Source organism: Paenibacillus sp. FSL L8-0502 (assembly GCF_038593055.1).
GTDB classification, from domain to species: Bacteria; Bacillota; Bacilli; order Paenibacillales; family Paenibacillaceae; genus Paenibacillus; species Paenibacillus polymyxa_D.
The window spans coordinates 4,662,924-4,679,001 of the sequence record NZ_CP151958.1 but is presented as its reverse complement, the minus strand read 5'-3'; the positions used below and the strand labels follow the sequence as shown (position 1 = coordinate 4,679,001).

General features: G+C 47.0%; 11 protein-coding genes, 15 tRNA genes and 2 rRNA genes. 26 read left to right on the top strand and 2 right to left on the bottom strand.

The window, feature by feature from the left end:
* Positions 1 to 353: 353 nt before the first annotated feature.
* From NSQ57_RS20545 to NSQ57_RS20465, 17 genes are all read left to right on the top strand, one after another.
* Positions 354 to 1,909: ribosomal RNA gene (locus NSQ57_RS20545) — 16S ribosomal RNA — on the top strand.
* Between the two features lie 353 nt (positions 1,910 to 2,262).
* Positions 2,263 to 5,190 (top strand): 23S ribosomal RNA (locus tag NSQ57_RS20540).
* The 16S and 23S rRNA genes sit together here with 15 tRNA genes alongside, the layout of an rRNA operon.
* Positions 5,191 to 5,255: 65 nt before the next feature.
* Positions 5,256 to 5,331 (top strand) — tRNA-Asn (locus tag NSQ57_RS20535).
* 3 nt (positions 5,332 to 5,334) lie between these two features.
* Positions 5,335 to 5,426, top strand: a tRNA-Ser gene (locus NSQ57_RS20530).
* A gap of 17 nt (positions 5,427 to 5,443) precedes the next feature.
* Positions 5,444 to 5,515 (top strand) — tRNA-Glu (locus NSQ57_RS20525).
* A 69-nt stretch (positions 5,516 to 5,584) separates the two neighbouring features.
* A tRNA-Val gene (locus NSQ57_RS20520) sits at positions 5,585 to 5,660 on the top strand.
* A gap of 26 nt (positions 5,661 to 5,686) precedes the next feature.
* Positions 5,687 to 5,763: transfer RNA gene (locus NSQ57_RS20515), tRNA-Met, on the top strand.
* 15 nt (positions 5,764 to 5,778) lie between these two features.
* Positions 5,779 to 5,855: transfer RNA gene (locus NSQ57_RS20510), tRNA-Asp, on the top strand.
* Positions 5,856 to 5,892: 37 nt separating this feature from the next.
* Positions 5,893 to 5,965: transfer RNA gene (locus tag NSQ57_RS20505), tRNA-Phe, on the top strand.
* Between the two features lie 22 nt (positions 5,966 to 5,987).
* Positions 5,988 to 6,063: transfer RNA gene (locus NSQ57_RS20500), tRNA-Thr, on the top strand.
* 5 nt (positions 6,064 to 6,068) lie between these two features.
* A tRNA-Tyr gene (locus tag NSQ57_RS20495) sits at positions 6,069 to 6,154 on the top strand.
* Between the two features lie 7 nt (positions 6,155 to 6,161).
* Positions 6,162 to 6,235: transfer RNA gene (locus NSQ57_RS20490), tRNA-Trp, on the top strand.
* 17 nt (positions 6,236 to 6,252) lie between these two features.
* Positions 6,253 to 6,325 (top strand) — tRNA-His (locus NSQ57_RS20485).
* Positions 6,326 to 6,335: 10 nt separating this feature from the next.
* Positions 6,336 to 6,410, top strand: a tRNA-Gln gene (locus tag NSQ57_RS20480).
* Between the two features lie 7 nt (positions 6,411 to 6,417).
* Positions 6,418 to 6,489: transfer RNA gene (locus NSQ57_RS20475), tRNA-Gly, on the top strand.
* Between the two features lie 12 nt (positions 6,490 to 6,501).
* Positions 6,502 to 6,576 (top strand) — tRNA-Cys (locus NSQ57_RS20470).
* Between the two features lie 11 nt (positions 6,577 to 6,587).
* A tRNA-Leu gene (locus NSQ57_RS20465) sits at positions 6,588 to 6,666 on the top strand.
* A gap of 44 nt (positions 6,667 to 6,710) precedes the next feature.
* Here NSQ57_RS20465 and NSQ57_RS20460 read toward each other — a convergent pair.
* Both NSQ57_RS20460 and NSQ57_RS20455 read right to left on the bottom strand, forming a co-directional pair.
* The gene (locus NSQ57_RS20460) at positions 6,711 to 6,839 is read right to left on the bottom strand and encodes a hypothetical protein (RefSeq protein WP_258012605.1); all 129 of its coding nucleotides are present in this window, start codon (positions 6,837 to 6,839) and stop codon (positions 6,711 to 6,713) included.
* 680 nt (positions 6,840 to 7,519) lie between these two features.
* Complete coding sequence (locus tag NSQ57_RS20455) at positions 7,520 to 7,663, bottom strand: hypothetical protein (protein ID WP_190297943.1); 144 nt, start codon at positions 7,661 to 7,663, stop codon at positions 7,520 to 7,522.
* 289 nt (positions 7,664 to 7,952) lie between these two features.
* Between NSQ57_RS20455 and NSQ57_RS20450 the strand changes: the two genes are divergently transcribed.
* The 9 genes from NSQ57_RS20450 (at position 7,953) to NSQ57_RS20410 (ending at position 16,074) form a co-directional block, all read left to right on the top strand.
* Positions 7,953 to 8,474 carry a MarR family transcriptional regulator gene (locus tag NSQ57_RS20450; protein ID WP_029518160.1) on the top strand — a complete coding sequence of 174 codons (522 nt, stop codon included), beginning with the start codon at positions 7,953 to 7,955 and terminating at the stop codon, positions 8,472 to 8,474.
* Entirely contained in the window at positions 8,455 to 9,231 is a 777-nt protein-coding gene (gene sufC, locus NSQ57_RS20445; RefSeq protein WP_029518161.1) for a Fe-S cluster assembly ATPase SufC, read from the top strand. Before NSQ57_RS20450 ends, sufC begins: the two co-directional genes overlap by 20 nt.
* Before the next feature lie 47 nt (positions 9,232 to 9,278).
* On the top strand, positions 9,279 to 10,562 hold the full coding sequence (gene sufD / locus NSQ57_RS20440; RefSeq protein ID WP_049817023.1) for a Fe-S cluster assembly protein SufD: 1,284 nt from the start codon (positions 9,279 to 9,281) through the stop codon (positions 10,560 to 10,562).
* Positions 10,563 to 10,605: 43 nt separating this feature from the next.
* Complete coding sequence (gene sufB, locus NSQ57_RS20435; protein WP_341039996.1) at positions 10,606 to 12,003, top strand: Fe-S cluster assembly protein SufB; 1,398 nt, start codon at positions 10,606 to 10,608, stop codon at positions 12,001 to 12,003.
* A gap of 321 nt (positions 12,004 to 12,324) precedes the next feature.
* Entirely contained in the window at positions 12,325 to 12,564 is a 240-nt protein-coding gene (locus NSQ57_RS20430) for a NifU family protein (protein ID WP_013373004.1), read from the top strand.
* A gap of 383 nt (positions 12,565 to 12,947) precedes the next feature.
* On the top strand, positions 12,948 to 13,499 hold the full coding sequence (locus NSQ57_RS20425) for a TetR/AcrR family transcriptional regulator (protein ID WP_029518165.1): 552 nt from the start codon (positions 12,948 to 12,950) through the stop codon (positions 13,497 to 13,499).
* Positions 13,500 to 13,628: 129 nt separating this feature from the next.
* Positions 13,629 to 14,879 (top strand): MFS transporter, encoded by a 1,251-nt coding sequence (locus tag NSQ57_RS20420; protein WP_274597671.1) that lies wholly within the window; start codon positions 13,629 to 13,631, stop codon positions 14,877 to 14,879.
* 127 nt (positions 14,880 to 15,006) lie between these two features.
* On the top strand, positions 15,007 to 15,318 hold the full coding sequence (locus NSQ57_RS20415) for a hypothetical protein (protein ID WP_013311898.1): 312 nt from the start codon (positions 15,007 to 15,009) through the stop codon (positions 15,316 to 15,318).
* Between the two features lie 84 nt (positions 15,319 to 15,402).
* Positions 15,403 to 16,074 carry a PspA/IM30 family protein gene (locus tag NSQ57_RS20410; RefSeq protein WP_013311897.1) on the top strand — a complete coding sequence of 224 codons (672 nt, stop codon included), beginning with the start codon at positions 15,403 to 15,405 and terminating at the stop codon, positions 16,072 to 16,074.
* Positions 16,075 to 16,078 lie beyond the last annotated feature (4 nt).

The following is a 16,078-nucleotide window of genomic DNA, read 5'->3' as shown; positions in this document are numbered from 1 at the left end:
TTAATTTAGGTTGACGAGTATATAAAATATGTGATAAGTTATAACTCGCCCCATTAAGCAGCATGAATAGTTTTGAACTGTTTAAAGCAGGATAAACGTGTTGCATCAAGCGGAAAAAATAAGTTTTCAAAAAAAAAGCTTGACGAAAAATGAGGTTATGTGTTACATTATTTAAGTCGCCGCTGAGACGCGGTGGTGAAACAAAGTAAGACGTTATGTAGGTTTGATCTTTGAAAACTGAACAACGAGTGAGTAAAACGATTTTGCTTGCAAAATCAAACAAGAGATATTTTTATCTCGTCAGTTTCAACATGAGCTTATCGCTCTTTCTATAAACCAGCTTCGGTTGGTCTTTAATGGAGAGTTTGATCCTGGCTCAGGACGAACGCTGGCGGCGTGCCTAATACATGCAAGTCGAGCGGGGTTATTTAGGAGCTTGCTTCTACATAACCTAGCGGCGGACGGGTGAGTAACACGTAGGCAACCTGCCCACAAGACAGGGATAACTACCGGAAACGGTAGCTAATACCCGATACATCCTTTTCCTGCATGGGCGAAGGAGGAAAGACGGAGCAATCTGTCACTTGTGGATGGGCCTGCGGCGCATTAGCTAGTTGGTGGGGTAAAGGCCTACCAAGGCGACGATGCGTAGCCGACCTGAGAGGGTGATCGGCCACACTGGGACTGAGACACGGCCCAGACTCCTACGGGAGGCAGCAGTAGGGAATCTTCCGCAATGGGCGAAAGCCTGACGGAGCAACGCCGCGTGAGTGATGAAGGTTTTCGGATCGTAAAGCTCTGTTGCCAGGGAAGAACGTCTTGTAGAGTAACTGCTACAAGAGTGACGGTACCTGAGAAGAAAGCCCCGGCTAACTACGTGCCAGCAGCCGCGGTAATACGTAGGGGGCAAGCGTTGTCCGGAATTATTGGGCGTAAAGCGCGCGCAGGCGGCTCTTTAAGTCTGGTGTTTAATCCCGAGGCTCAACTTCGGGTCGCACTGGAAACTGGGGAGCTTGAGTGCAGAAGAGGAGAGTGGAATTCCACGTGTAGCGGTGAAATGCGTAGAGATGTGGAGGAACACCAGTGGCGAAGGCGACTCTCTGGGCTGTAACTGACGCTGAGGCGCGAAAGCGTGGGGAGCAAACAGGATTAGATACCCTGGTAGTCCACGCCGTAAACGATGAATGCTAGGTGTTAGGGGTTTCGATACCCTTGGTGCCGAAGTTAACACATTAAGCATTCCGCCTGGGGAGTACGGTCGCAAGACTGAAACTCAAAGGAATTGACGGGGACCCGCACAAGCAGTGGAGTATGTGGTTTAATTCGAAGCAACGCGAAGAACCTTACCAGGTCTTGACATCCCTCTGACCGCTGTAGAGATATGGCTTTCCTTCGGGACAGAGGAGACAGGTGGTGCATGGTTGTCGTCAGCTCGTGTCGTGAGATGTTGGGTTAAGTCCCGCAACGAGCGCAACCCTTATGCTTAGTTGCCAGCAGGTCAAGCTGGGCACTCTAAGCAGACTGCCGGTGACAAACCGGAGGAAGGTGGGGATGACGTCAAATCATCATGCCCCTTATGACCTGGGCTACACACGTACTACAATGGCCGGTACAACGGGAAGCGAAATCGCGAGGTGGAGCCAATCCTAGAAAAGCCGGTCTCAGTTCGGATTGTAGGCTGCAACTCGCCTACATGAAGTCGGAATTGCTAGTAATCGCGGATCAGCATGCCGCGGTGAATACGTTCCCGGGTCTTGTACACACCGCCCGTCACACCACGAGAGTTTACAACACCCGAAGTCGGTGGGGTAACCCGCAAGGGAGCCAGCCGCCGAAGGTGGGGTAGATGATTGGGGTGAAGTCGTAACAAGGTAGCCGTATCGGAAGGTGCGGCTGGATCACCTCCTTTCTATGGAGAATCGTTTCCTGCAATGGAAACATTCAAATATGAAGCGTAAGCTTCAAAACTCAGGTTTAGGCCTGTTACTCACTCGTTGCTCAGTTTTGAGAGCTCAAACTCTCAAGCTTCGACGAATACTTCATTCACACATTCGTGTGGAACCGAAATATTCATCGGGTTTCGCTTCGATGAAGCGAATTGCACCTTGAAAACTGGATACCGAAACGAAATTGCGTTTTAGAATATTCCTTTAAGCTGATCTTGTGTAAACAAGTGAAATAAAGGTAGCTGCCTTGAATTTCATTCACACGTAAGTGTTGAACCGAAATTCAAAGCAAATCGTATTTACGATGTAAATACTAGGTTAAGCTACAAAGAGCACACGGAGGATGCCTAGGCGCCAGGAGCCGACGAAGGACGTGGCGAACAACGATAAAGCCTCGGGGAGCTGTAAGCAAGCTTTGATCCGGGGATGTCCGAATGGGGAAACCCGGCTGTCTTCATCGACAGTCACTTTCTGCTGAATACATAGGCAGAATAGAGGCAGACCAGGGGAACTGAAACATCTAAGTACCCTGAGGAAGAGAAAACAATAGTGATTCCGTCAGTAGCGGCGAGCGAACGCGGATTAGCCCAAACCAAGGAGCTTGCTCCTTGGGGTTGTGGGACGTCTCACATGGAGTTACAAAGGAACCGGTTAGATGAAGAGGTCTGGAAAGACCCGCCAGAGAAGGTAAAAGCCCTGTAATTCAAAACTTGTTCCCTCCGAGACGGATCCCGAGTAGTGCGGGGCACGTGAAACCCCGTATGAATCCGGCAGGACCATCTGCCAAGGCTAAATACTCCCTGGCGACCGATAGTGAAGCAGTACCGTGAGGGAAAGGTGAAAAGCACCCCGGAAGGGGAGTGAAATAGATCCTGAAACCGTGTGCTTACAAGAAGTCAGAGCCCGATCTAGGGGTGATGGCGTGCCTTTTGTAGAATGAACCGGCGAGTTACGTTCCCGTGCAAGGTTAAGGTGAAGAGCTGAAGCCGCAGCGAAAGCGAGTCTGAATAGGGCGAATGAGTACGTGGACGTAGACCCGAAACCGGGTGATCTACCCCTGTCCAGGGTGAAGGTGCGGTAACACGCACTGGAGGCCCGAACCCACGCATGTTGAAAAATGCGGGGATGAGGTGGGGGTAGCGGAGAAATTCCAATCGAACCCGGAGATAGCTGGTTCTCCCCGAAATAGCTTTAGGGCTAGCCTCGGAAAGAAGAATCGTGGAGGTAGAGCACTGATTGGGTGCGGGGCCCGCAAGGGTTACCAAGCTCAGTCAAACTCCGAATGCCATAGATTTAGTTCCGGGAGTCAGACAGTGAGTGCTAAGATCCATTGTCGAAAGGGAAACAGCCCAGACCATCAGCTAAGGTCCCCAAGTGTGTGTTAAGTGGGAAAGGATGTGGAGTTGCACAGACAACCAGGATGTTGGCTTAGAAGCAGCCACCATTGAAAGAGTGCGTAATAGCTCACTGGTCGAGTGACTCTGCGCCGAAAATGTAACGGGGCTAAACACACCACCGAAGCTATGGCTTGATGCTTTGCATCAGGGGTAGGGGAGCGTTGAATGCGGGTTGAAGGTGTACCGTAAGGAGCGCTGGACTGCATTCAAGTGAGAATGCCGGTATGAGTAACGAAAAGATCTGTGAGAATCAGATCCGCCGAAAGCCTAAGGGTTCCTGAGGAAGGTTCGTCCGCTCAGGGTAAGTCGGGACCTAAGGCGAGGCCGATAGGCGTAGTCGAAGGACAACAGGTCGAAATTCCTGTACCACCGTAATCCGTTATGAGCGATGGGGTGACGCAGTAGGGTAGTGACGCGGACGGATGGATGTCCGTCTAAGCAGTGAGGCTGGTGTGTAGGCAAATCCGCACATCGTAAGGCTGGGCTGTGATGGGGAGCGAAAATTGTAGTAGCGAAGGTCATGATCTCAGACTGCCAAGAAAAGCCTCTAGCCAGGAGAAGGTGCCCGTACCGCAAACCGACACAGGTAGGCGAGAAGAGAATTCTAAGGCGCGCGGAAGAACTCTCGTTAAGGAACTCGGCAAAATGACCCCGTAACTTCGGGAGAAGGGGTGCCTCGGTAGGGTGAATAGCCCGAGGGGGCCGCAGTGAAAAGGCCCAAGCGACTGTTTAGCAAAAACACAGGTCTGTGCGAAGCCGCAAGGCGAAGTATACGGGCTGACGCCTGCCCGGTGCTGGAAGGTTAAGGGGAGTGGTAAGCCCTTCGGGGCGAAGCTATGAACCGAAGCCCCAGTAAACGGCGGCCGTAACTATAACGGTCCTAAGGTAGCGAAATTCCTTGTCAGGTAAATTCTGACCCGCACGAATGGCGTAACGACTTGGGCGCTGTCTCAACGAGAGATCCGGTGAAATTTTAATACCTGTGAAGATGCAGGTTACCCGCGACAAGACGGAAAGACCCCATGGAGCTTTACTGCAGCTTGATATTGAATTTGGGTACGATCTGTACAGGATAGGTGGGAGCCGTCGAACTTTGAGCGCCAGCTTGAAGGGAGGCATCCTTGGGATACCACCCTGATCGTATCTAGGTTCTAACTTGGTACCGTAAACCGGTGCGAGGACAGTGTCAGGTGGGCAGTTTGACTGGGGCGGTCGCCTCCTAAAGAGTAACGGAGGCGCCCCAAGGTTCCCTCAGAATGGTTGGAAATCATTCGAAGAGTGCAAAGGCAGAAGGGAGCTTGACTGCGAGACCTACAAGTCGAGCAGGGACGAAAGTCGGGCTTAGTGATCCGGTGGTACCGCATGGAAGGGCCATCGCTCAACGGATAAAAGCTACCCTGGGGATAACAGGCTTATCTCCCCCAAGAGTCCACATCGACGGGGAGGTTTGGCACCTCGATGTCGGCTCATCGCATCCTGGGGCTGAAGTAGGTCCCAAGGGTTGGGCTGTTCGCCCATTAAAGCGGTACGCGAGCTGGGTTCAGAACGTCGTGAGACAGTTCGGTCCCTATCTGTCGTGGGCGTAGGAAATTTGAGAGGAGCTGTCCTTAGTACGAGAGGACCGGGATGGACGTACCGCTGGTGTACCAGTTGTTCCGCCAGGAGCACCGCTGGGTAGCTATGTACGGAAGGGATAAGCGCTGAAAGCATCTAAGCGTGAAGCCCCCCTCAAGATGAGATTTCCCAATTAGTAAGACCCCTTGAAGACGACGAGGTAGATAGGTTGGGGGTGGAAGTGCAGTAATGCATGGAGCTGACCAATACTAATCGGTCGAGGGCTTATCCTAAGATAAAACGCAATGAGTTTCGGATCCAGTTTTCAGGGTGTAACCTTGAAACAAATGCTTAATATTCCCTGATAGCTCAGTTGGTAGAGCACTCGACTGTTAATCGAGTTGTCACAGGTTCGAGTCCTGTTCGGGGAGCCATATGGAGAGGTGTCCGAGTTGGCCGAAGGAGCACGATTGGAAATCGTGTAGGCGCCAAAAGCGTCTCGAGGGTTCGAATCCCTCTCTCTCCGCCATAATTCATTTGTAGCATGGCCCGTTGGTCAAGGGGTTAAGACACCTCCCTTTCACGGAGGTAACAGGGGTTCGAATCCCCTACGGGTCATAAAAATATCATAAAAAAAACTTGCAATAAAAATTTTATTATGGTATAATATGAAAAGTGTTTCGGTGTGGAGGCTTAGCTCAGCTGGGAGAGCATCTGCCTTACAAGCAGAGGGTCGGGGGTTCGAGCCCCTCAGCCTCCACCATTTGAAAATTTAATATTTATTATTGTCGCGGGGTGGAGCAGTTCGGTAGCTCGTCGGGCTCATAACCCGAAGGTCGCAGGTTCAAATCCTGCCCCCGCAACCAATTAAAAATTATTATGGAACTGTGGTGTAGAGGCCTAACATGCCTGCCTGTCACGCAGGAGATCGCGGGTTCGAATCCCGTCAGTTCCGCCATTAGTATTATAACGTGTAATGAAGAGCCTTATTCTAAGGCTCGGTAGCTCAGTCGGTAGAGCAGAGGACTGAAAATCCTCGTGTCGGCGGTTCGATTCCGTCCCGAGCCACTTTTAATTGAATATTTTATGTGCCGGTGTAGCTCAACTGGTAGAGCAACTGACTTGTAATCAGTAGGTTGGGGGTTCAAGTCCTCTCGCCGGCACCATTTTTGGAGGATTAGCGAAGTGGCCAAACGCATCAGACTGTAAATCTGCTCCCTTACGGGTTCGGTGGTTCGAATCCATCATCCTCCACCAGTTTTATAGGGGCATAGTTTAAAGGTAGAACAACGGTCTCCAAAACCGTTGGTGTGGGTTCAATTCCTGCTGCCCCTGCCAATTATTCATTACTTGCGGCGGTCGTGGCGAAGTGGTTAACGCACCGGACTGTGACTCCGGCATTCGTGGGTTCAAGCCCCATCGGCCGCCCTTTACTTATTGGGGATTAGCCAAGCGGTAAGGCAACGGACTTTGACTCCGTCATGCATAGGTTCAAATCCTATATCCCCAGCCATCTTTATGCGGACGTGGCTCAGCGGTAGAGCATCGCCTTGCCAAGGCGAGGGTCGCGGGTTCGATTCCCGTCGTCCGCTTTGTTACACTCTGGCGCCATAGCCAAGTGGTAAGGCAAAGCTCTGCAAAAGCTTTATTCCCCAGTTCAAATCTGGGTGGCGCCTCCATAATTGAATACGCCGGCGTGGCGGAATGGCAGACGCGCTCGACTCAAAATCGAGTGGGAAACCGTGGAGGTTCGAGTCCTCTCGCCGGTATTAACTAAAAGAGTTCATTAGAGACATTCTCTAGTGAGCTTTTTTTATTTGAGCTTTAGTACCCCACTCATTGCTTGAGCTGAAGACACCTTTGAGTTGTATTCCAAATGCGAATAAATATTTGCCGTTGTTGCATAATCGCTGTGGCCTAACCATTCCTGAACTTCTTTCATGCTTACCCCTAATACATCTACATAAATATACTCCAGGTATTCAAGACAATAAGAATTGTCAGAAGATAAGCGATAGGATTCCTGTTATTCCTTCATACGAATCAGAAGCTCATAGAACGTGTCCACCAGTGGCAGATTACCGGATGGAGTAGCCGCTTTTACTCTTACAGCATATCTTCGTATTCAACCGCGAGTGCTTGTCCTTCCATATGAGAATTCTTCCTGGCTTCCTGAAGCAAGATTTCGGCTCTTTTCTTGGTTCCTTTTATCTTAAGCCCCGTAGGGATCCATTTTGGTTATCGTTTACCATTCTCATCTTTACAGTTAGGCGGATGTCCCGTTGCGCTTTCTCCTCTTCCAACACCTCCAGAGGGTGAACCCGATCCTTTTTCAAATACCGGTTGAGCTTCGGAATGGATTTGCTACAAAAGTGGTAGCTGAATCCGCCGATGGATTGCTTTAGCGCCCAGAAGGTGCATTTGATTTTGAACCGGGCGGTATAATGTCCGATGATCTAGGTCGCCTCCAGTGTCAGATCGGTGCTGGCTAGAATGGAGCATCGCCTGTTCGGATTCACCAGCAAAAACCACAGTTTTTGGTATACTCTTTGGCCCCATAATATATCTAGACACAGGTAACTGACGGATTATTCATTGCCATACATGCTCACGATAGCGTACTCAAACGCGGCGATACGGCTTTAAAACAGCTCGGCCAAGCACCACCTTTGTCCTCTTTTTACGGTAGCGACCCCGGTCTGTGGCAGGTGTACCATGACGTTCATAGGCAACGGTATTGGACTTGGCTTCGGTTACCAGATCCATCCAGGTGCTGCCGAATTGGTTCCATTGTTCAACCCCCGCAAAGCAGGATTGATCAGAGGTATTTAAAACTATTTCCGGGACGTGCCCTAGTCAAAACACAGCATGAGGCCGATGACAATGACAACAAACTCATGAAAAGCGCCTCCAAAATTACGTCACATTCAACACAATTGATATTGATTATCAATATCAATTGTGTTAATATAATTTTGTTTACTAGTGAACAAAAAAATCTAATGGAGACACTGAACTTGGTCTCAACTACTACAAGAGAGGGGAGATTGGGAAATTGGAGTTTCAAAATCATTTTAAAGGTCATCTTTACGAGCAATATATTAAAATGCTACATCTGAATGAGCTGTATACTGAACAAGAATTTAACTCGTTTCGGCAACAGGCCAGAAAGTACCAGATTGACATGCTTTCCAACAATATTACTAGTGTGCACGTTATTGATTGCATTGGTGATTATGAACCGATAAATCATACCGGGATTGTGGAGAAGATGGGGTTGTCCAAAGCTAGCATTACTAAAATTAGTGCAAAGCTGCTGGAAATGGGCTTCATTATGAGAAGTCAACTGAACAGCAATCGTAAGGAGATTTACTTTAGTTTAACGGATAAGGGAAGACACGTTTATCATTTGCATAAAGAAATGCACAAAGAAAAAGAAGAAAGGTTTTACCAATTCATTGAATCCTATTCAGAGGTTGAGCTGCAGACTATTGGAAAATTTATGAGTGATTTGGTGGCGCGTGCCGAAGAATACTCCGAAGGGAAGTTTACGATAAATGACGACATTAAAGATTGAGGAATTAAGATCCAAGATTGAAGGGAAAGAAATTTTAAAAGGGCTCACACTGGAGATTCATGGCGGAGAGATTCATGCGATTATGGGGCCTAATGGGACGGGAAAAAGTACATTGGCTTCAGCTTTAATGGGCCATCCCAAATATGAGGTTACTGGCGGTAAGGTGACATTGGACAATGAAGACCTTCTGGAGATGGAGGTGGATGAGCGTGCCCAGGCAGGCTTGTTCCTCGCAATGCAATACCCAAGTGAAATTGCTGGCGTGACCAACTCGGATTTTCTCAGAAGTGCCATCAATGCACGGCGTGAAGAAGGCGATGAGATATCCTTAATCCGTTTTATCCGTGAAATGGAGAGCAAAATGAAGGGGCTGGAGATGAACCCGGAATTTGTGCATCGTTATTTGAATGAGGGATTCTCTGGCGGTGAAAAAAAGCGGAATGAGATTTTGCAAATGATGCTACTTGAACCCAAGTTTGTGATCCTGGATGAAGTGGACTCAGGGCTTGATATTGATGCACTGCGTATTGTGGCCAATGGCGTAAATGAGATGCGCAGCCCGGATAGAGGCTTTTTAATCATCACCCATTATCAACGACTGTTGAATTATATTACCCCGGATTTTGTGCATGTCATGATGCAAGGCCGGATAGTTAAATCTGGCGGTCCGGAGCTTGCCCACCGTTTGGAGGCTGAAGGGTACGATTGGGTGAAGGAGGAACTTGGGATTACGGATGAGACGGTAAGGGATGCTTAAAAGCCGGAGAGGAGGAACAGCACGTGGATATACAAGCTAGAGTTTCAATGAATGTGGACGATTTACGCGCATGGTCAAGCGCTAAGGATGAACCTCGTTGGCTGATTGAACGCCGCGTTCATGCACTCGAACTGGCAGGGACGCTGGAGTTGCCTAAAGTGGAGAAAATCAATCTTGAAAAATGGGATATCTACGAAAGTGGAGATTACAAAGCTGAGAATGCGTGGTCTAGTTTGGAGGAAGCGCCGGAGGTTGTTCGAGGTTTGGTTGCTTCTCCGGTGAAAGGCGGACTAATCGTTCAGCTCAACTCGGATGTAGTGTATACGAAATTGTCCGAGAGCTTAGCCGCCCAGGGAGTCATTTTAACGGATCTGCATACTGCGGCAAAAGAGCATGAGGAGCTGGTTCAACGTTATCTCTTTCAGGCAGTAAAGCCAGAAGAACATCGTTTATCTGCTGCACACAGTGCCTTATGGAGTGGTGGCGTTTTTCTATATGTCCCAGACGGTGTAGAGGTTGAAGCACCTATTCAAGCGATCTTTCTTAACGATACAAGCGGTGTGTGTTTTGCTCCTCACGTCTTAATTGTGGCAGGGAGCAACAGCAAGATCACTTATGTGGATAATTGTGTATCGAGTGGTGATGATGTCAAGGTATTGCATAACGGTGTGACGGAGGTCTTCGCGGGGGCGGGCTCAAAGGTGCAAGTAGCTTCGGTTCATCAGCTTGCTGTAACTACAACAGATTTCACCCAGCGACGGGCGGTCGTTCTTGCTGATGGGGGTGTGGAATGGATTATCGGTGAGATGAACAATGGTTATACCGTGAGCGATACCAAGACTTTGCTACAAGGCAACGGGGCGGTCTCCGACAATAAGGTGATTGCTATTGGCACGGGCAATCAAAAATCGAGCTATACAACTCAAGCTCAGCATTTTGGCAGAAGCTCGGTAAGCCAGATGATTACGCGTGCAGTCATGCTTGAAGAAGCTACGGCCATTATCAACGGCATTACAAAGATTGAAAAAGGTGCAACCCATTGTGATGGTCAGCAAACAGAACGCGTGCTTATGTTAAGTCCTAAAGCTCGCGGCGATGCCAATCCGATCCTGCTGATAGATGAGGATGATGTAACCGCGGGTCATGCTGCATCCGTGGGGCAAGTAAATGCAGAGCAAATCTATTATCTGATGTCGCGCGGGATATCACGGAGTGAAGCCGAACATCTTGTTATTTTCGGATTTCTCGCTCCTGTCATTTCGGAGATCCCGCTGGAAGGTGTTCGCAGTCGCCTAAAAGATTTAGTGGAAAGCAAGCTCGGCAGATCATAGCAAATCAAAATGAATCTTGAAAGGTTAAAAAGGAGTGATACCAATGGCTAAAAAAGCACCAGATATGGGCGAATATAAATATGGGTTTCGCGACAAGCACCAGTCTATTTTTCAATCTGGAAAAGGTCTGACGGAAGAGATTGTCCGGGAAATTTCCCGAATCAAGGAAGAGCCGGAGTGGATGCTCAATTTTCGGTTGAAAGCTTTGAATCAATTCTACAAAATGCCGATGCCTGAATGGGGAGCGGATTTGACCGAGCTAAATCTTGATGACATCCAGTATTACGTTCGCCCTTCTGAAAAACAGGGAAAGACCTGGGAGGAGGTTCCTTCCGAGATCAAAGCAACCTTTGACAAGCTGGGAATCCCTGAAGCGGAGCAAAAGTTCCTGGCGGGCGTATCCGCTCAATATGAGTCGGAAGTAGTTTATCACAGCATGCGGAAAGAGCTGGAGGATCAGGGCGTTATTTTCCTTGATACGGATAGTGCATTAAAGCAATACCCCGAAGTGTTTAAGCAACATTTTGGGACGATCATCCCTCCCGCCGACAATAAATTTGCGGCGCTTAATAGTGCGGTTTGGTCAGGCGGTAGCTTTGTATACATTCCGAAGGGTGTTCAGTGCGAGGTACCTATACAAGGTTATTTCCGTATTAATTCTGAAAATATGGGTCAATTCGAGCGGACATTAATTATTGCCGAAGAGGGCAGCTTTGTCCATTATGTTGAAGGATGTACAGCACCTATTTATAGTACCAGTTCTCTGCATAGTGGAGTTATTGAAATTATTTGCCGGAAAGATTCCCGTGTCCGTTACACGACCATTCAGAATTGGGCTCCTAATATCTACAACTTGGTAACCCAAAGGGCTGTGGCAGAAGAAAATGCCACAATGGAATGGGTGGACGGCAACATCGGCTCCAAGGTAACAATGAAGTATCCGGCAGTATTATTGAAAGGACGGGGAGCCAAGGGGTCCATCCTGTCTATTGCCGTAGCCGGTAAAGATCAGCATCAAGATGCTGGCGCGAAGGTAATTCACCTTGCTCCCGAGACAACATCTACGATTATATCCAAATCCATCAGCAAGCAGGGCGGAAAAGTAAACTACCGAGGGTTGTCCAGCTTCAGCCGCGATTCCGCAGGGTCCAAGTCCAATATTAAGTGCGATACGTTGATATTGGACCACATGTCAACATCAGATACGATTCCGTACAATGAAATTAAAAACGATCAGATTACTTTGGAGCACGAGGCAACAGTATCCAAAGTGTCCGAGGAACAATTGTTTTACTTAATGAGCCGCGGGCTTACAGAACAAGATGCTACACAAATGATTGTAATGGGCTTTATTGAACCGTTTACCAAAGAATTGCCAATGGAATATGCCGTTGAAATGAATCGGTTGATTCAATTTGAGATGGAAGGAAGCATCGGTTGATTCATTAATTTAATAGATCAAACTTTTATCATTCTTTAAAGAAGTGCGAGGTGCTAGTAATGAAGAAAAATAATTCGGACGATTCAGAACTAGCTCAAATTACCCGAGAGATACGAAAACTTCAGTTCTGCCTCAATATGCTGTCAGGATTGAGCGCAAGTTGCGGTGTGATGATACCTTTAGACTCTATTCATACGCTTATAAGGGAACTTTCGGATCAAGAGGTCACTCTTAGGCAAAAAACCAAGGATCACTCAGACGATCTAGGGTGAAAAAAGGTCTGAATTGACGGTTGGTAAAACAATGGGAGGAGTTGGCATGATGGATGAAAATGGAGTTTTATTCGATGAAGTATCGGAAGTTCTTCTCAAACTACGTCCTTTCTTACTGCGTGACGGTGGAGATGCTGAACTGGTCGAAGTTGAGAACGGTATAGCAAAATTAAGATTTTTGGGAGCTTGCAATGGTTGCCCAAGTGCTACGATTACGTTAAAGGTTGCTATTGAGCGCGCAATTCTTGAGGAAATTGATGATATTAAAGAAGTTGTACAAGTATTCTAAATTCCTTGATACTGAGCAACTGAGTTAGTCCTGTCGCAGACCATAGCCACGGAAGTTGATCCCGCTGCTCAATACCAAAGTACATCGACAGATTACCTTGCGGGTCGAAATCGACGAGCAACGCTTATCCCCCTTCATTAAACAAGGTATTATCAAGATTGTATTCGGTATCGAGTGGGAAACCGTGGAGGTTCTAGTCCTCTCGCCCATACACAAAAGGGTGATAAAATGCTTAAAGGCATTTTATCCCCCTTTTTATTATATATTCATGATTTTGGCAACAAGGTTAACATGGACTTGACCAGCGCTTTGATCTTATCGTAAGATGATGGTACTGAAAAAACTTTTCTAGTTTACCGAGCGCGAAAGAAATGAGGGCGAATATGCAGGAAAGAATTTTGGAGGCTTTTGTAGATGAAGTTCATGAAAATGGATTGAAATTTACGATGGATGATCTTGCGAAAAGACTCGCTATTAGCAAGCGTACGTTGTATGAAAACTTTTCGTCTAAGACGCTTATTTTAGAAACACTTATTGAGCGTACAAATGATGATATGATTCGAAAAACTGAGCAGATTATCCAAAATAATGAGTTATCTTTGTTAGACAAGATTAAGCAGTCGATTAGGGTCATGCCTCTGTATTATAAGTTTTACGATTTAAGGATATTGGACCAGATGAAAAAGTATTATCCTGAACAATGGAAAAGGGTACATGCCGATTTAAATGATTGGTCTCCGATTAGAACATTAATTCAGGAAGGCATCCGAGAAGGAATTATTGTGAACAAAAATGAGGCTCTGATCATGAAGCTTATTATTGAATCTGTAAATTTAACGCTTGATCAGCGTTTCTTTCTGGATAACAGTGTGACGGTAGAGGAAGCTACTTATTCTATTGTAGATATTTTGTTGTTCGGTTTGGTCGAAAATTAAAAAATAGCCTCAACAATATGCTGCATATTTGAAGAGGCCACTTTTTTATATGAAAACTAAGAAAACATTTTTAGTTTCAATTGTTTTTTGAAAAGGGATAATGAAGTTTACCTGATATCGAATAAAGAGATACGGAAAAGGAAGGGTGGTAATATGTCTATACTCACAAGAAATCGAGGAGCAATGCTGTTATTGATGCTTAACATTTTTTTGGCATTCATGGGGATCGGCTTAGTTGTCCCTGTATTACCTAAATTTATAAGTGAGCTAGGGATGAATGGTTCTTCGATGGGACTGATGGTTGCAGCTTTTGCGTTGACTCAGCTTTTATTATCACCATTGTCAGGAAAGTTGTCTGATCGTTATGGACGTAAAAAATTGATTGTTTCTGGGATGTTCATCTTCATGTTATCAGAGCTTGTTTTTGGACTGGCTCATTCCATTCCTACCCTGTTCATAGCACGAATCATGGGTGGAGCAGGGGCAGCGTTGCTGACTCCTTCTATAATGGCCTATGTCGCTGACGTGACCTCGTTCGAAGAAAGAGGCAAGGGAATGGGCATGATCAATGCGGCGATCAACACAGGCTTCATAATCGGGCCAGGGATTGGCGGATTGCTTGCCACATATGGAATACGCATTCCCTTCTTTGCGGCAGCTGGAGCTGCGGGAATAGCAGCTATCTTGTCTCTGTTAGTGCTGCCTGAGTCTTTAAGCAAGGAAAAGCAACAATATAATAGAGAGCTTCCACGTCAAAAAGAAAATCTTTTGCAGCAATTTGCCAAGTCATATCAATCTCCATATTTCATGGGTTTACTCATTGTATTTGTCGTTGCTTTTGGGTTAGCGAACTTCGAAACCGTATTTGGACTGTTTGTTGACCATAAATATGGTTTCACACCGATGGATATTGCCATCATCATAACGACAGGCTCCATTTTGGGAGCAGTTGTCCAAGCGACTATATTTGGATGGATCATTAATCGTTTTGGAGAGAAAAAAGTAATTCACCTCTGTTTGGCCATTGGGGGCCTGTTCATTTTTCTAACCTTATTTGCTGAACAGTACGTGATGATTATGCTGACGACCTTCATCATTTTTCTGGCTATGGATATCCTTCGCCCGGCAGTAAGTACTTCTCTATCGCGGCAGGCCGGAGATGAGCAAGGCTTTGTGGCAGGCATGAACTCATCCTATACCAGCTTGGGTAATGTGATTGGACCATTAATTGCAGGACTGTTGTTCGATGTTCATATTAATCTGCCTTATATGGTTGCAGCTATAGCGTTACTGGCTTGTCTCGTCCTTTCACTACGTTCCAAGCAAGCGGGTGAGCAACATTCGATAGCCCGTGCAGCAGAACAGCATAGAGGAGGATAGCCGCAGGTCTATACTCATCCCCGACTTAGGTCTAGGTTCAAAAACCGTCTGGGGTCCGTTTTGTCAAACGCTTGTTCAGCGTACAATAAGGACATAAGCAAGACACAGTGAAAGGCGGTGAGAGATGATGAGAGTTAACAAAGGGAATGGGTTAGCCATTGTACTGATCGTGTTGGGTTCGATTATGCTGCTCGGTAAGTTTACTCCGTTTTTCGGTCACTTTTTAGGACATCTGATTGGTTACTTAATTCCGATAGCTATGGTTATGCTAGGCTACTACGGTGTGAAAAAAGGAAATGCGCTCTTCGGCTGGATCGTACTTGTACTTGGGGTACTGATTTTGCTCGGCAAACTGTCCTGGCTTCTGGGACCACTACTGGCAATCGGGTTGATTATATTTGGTGTTTCCCTGCTGAGTGACCGCAGAAGACGTTACTGATTTTAGCAGTTTAGCGAATGAAGAAATATTGCAGTAACGAAGTTTTAATTATGGGGATACGAATTGTGAAAGGAGCAGATGCAAATGAGTGTTTTTCGAAGAATGCGCGATATTACGGTAGCGACCTTCAATGAGCATTTGGAACAAAGCCAAGACCCAGTGCAACTGATTGACCAGTTCTTGTATAATACCCGCCAGGAAATTGCCGAAGCGGAAAAACTCCATCAACAGTATGCGATGCATACAAGACAGATGAAGCAGCAGTTGGATCATGCATTGTCCATGCAGACCAAACGGGAGGAACAGGCGCTACTGGCTTTGAAAGCTGATGAAGAACATATTGCGAAGCTGGCCCTACAGGAGAAAATGCTATATGCAGAAAAAGAAGAGCAGTATAGAGAATTGTGGGAGCAGAGCCGTGAATCACTACGTGAGCTAGAACAACAGCTAGATACGTTAAAGACAGAATATCAAACGGTACACAGCAAGCGTCAGTATTATGCGGCACGTGTACAGACGTTGAGACTCCAGCAGCAAATGAACGAACGGGCTGGTACATACGGTGGACGAAATGTTCCCCGAATGTTCAACCGCTTGGAAGACCGGGTAGCCGATATGGAAGCAGAAACGATGAGTCTGCGTGATTTACGTCGGGGTGAGGGCGACCATGCACAGGATGCCCAAGGCGGTGGATCGCTGCTCGAACAAGAGTGGGCGAGACTGAAAAGCAAGCTGAACAACAGCGGGAAGGAGTAATTTG

Bases quoted from the DNA above. Each gene is read 5' to 3' on its own strand.
- NSQ57_RS20460 (WP_258012605.1), bottom strand. From the start codon at position 6,839: ATGAAAGAAGTTCAGGAATGGTTAGGCCACAGCGATTATGCAACAACG.
- NSQ57_RS20455 (WP_190297943.1), bottom strand. From the start codon at position 7,663: ATGGATCTGGTAACCGAAGCCAAGTCCAATACCGTTGCCTATGAACGT.
- sufC (WP_029518161.1), top strand. From the start codon at position 8,455: ATGACGACATTAAAGATTGAGGAATTAAGATCCAAGATTGAAGGGAAA.
- sufD (WP_049817023.1), top strand. From the start codon at position 9,279: ATGAATGTGGACGATTTACGCGCATGGTCAAGCGCTAAGGATGAACCT.
- sufB (WP_341039996.1), top strand. From the start codon at position 10,606: ATGGCTAAAAAAGCACCAGATATGGGCGAATATAAATATGGGTTTCGC.
- NSQ57_RS20430 (WP_013373004.1), top strand. From the start codon at position 12,325: ATGGATGAAAATGGAGTTTTATTCGATGAAGTATCGGAAGTTCTTCTC.
- NSQ57_RS20425 (WP_029518165.1), top strand. From the start codon at position 12,948: ATGCAGGAAAGAATTTTGGAGGCTTTTGTAGATGAAGTTCATGAAAAT.
- NSQ57_RS20415 (WP_013311898.1), top strand. From the start codon at position 15,007: ATGAGAGTTAACAAAGGGAATGGGTTAGCCATTGTACTGATCGTGTTG.
- NSQ57_RS20410 (WP_013311897.1), top strand. From the start codon at position 15,403: ATGAGTGTTTTTCGAAGAATGCGCGATATTACGGTAGCGACCTTCAAT.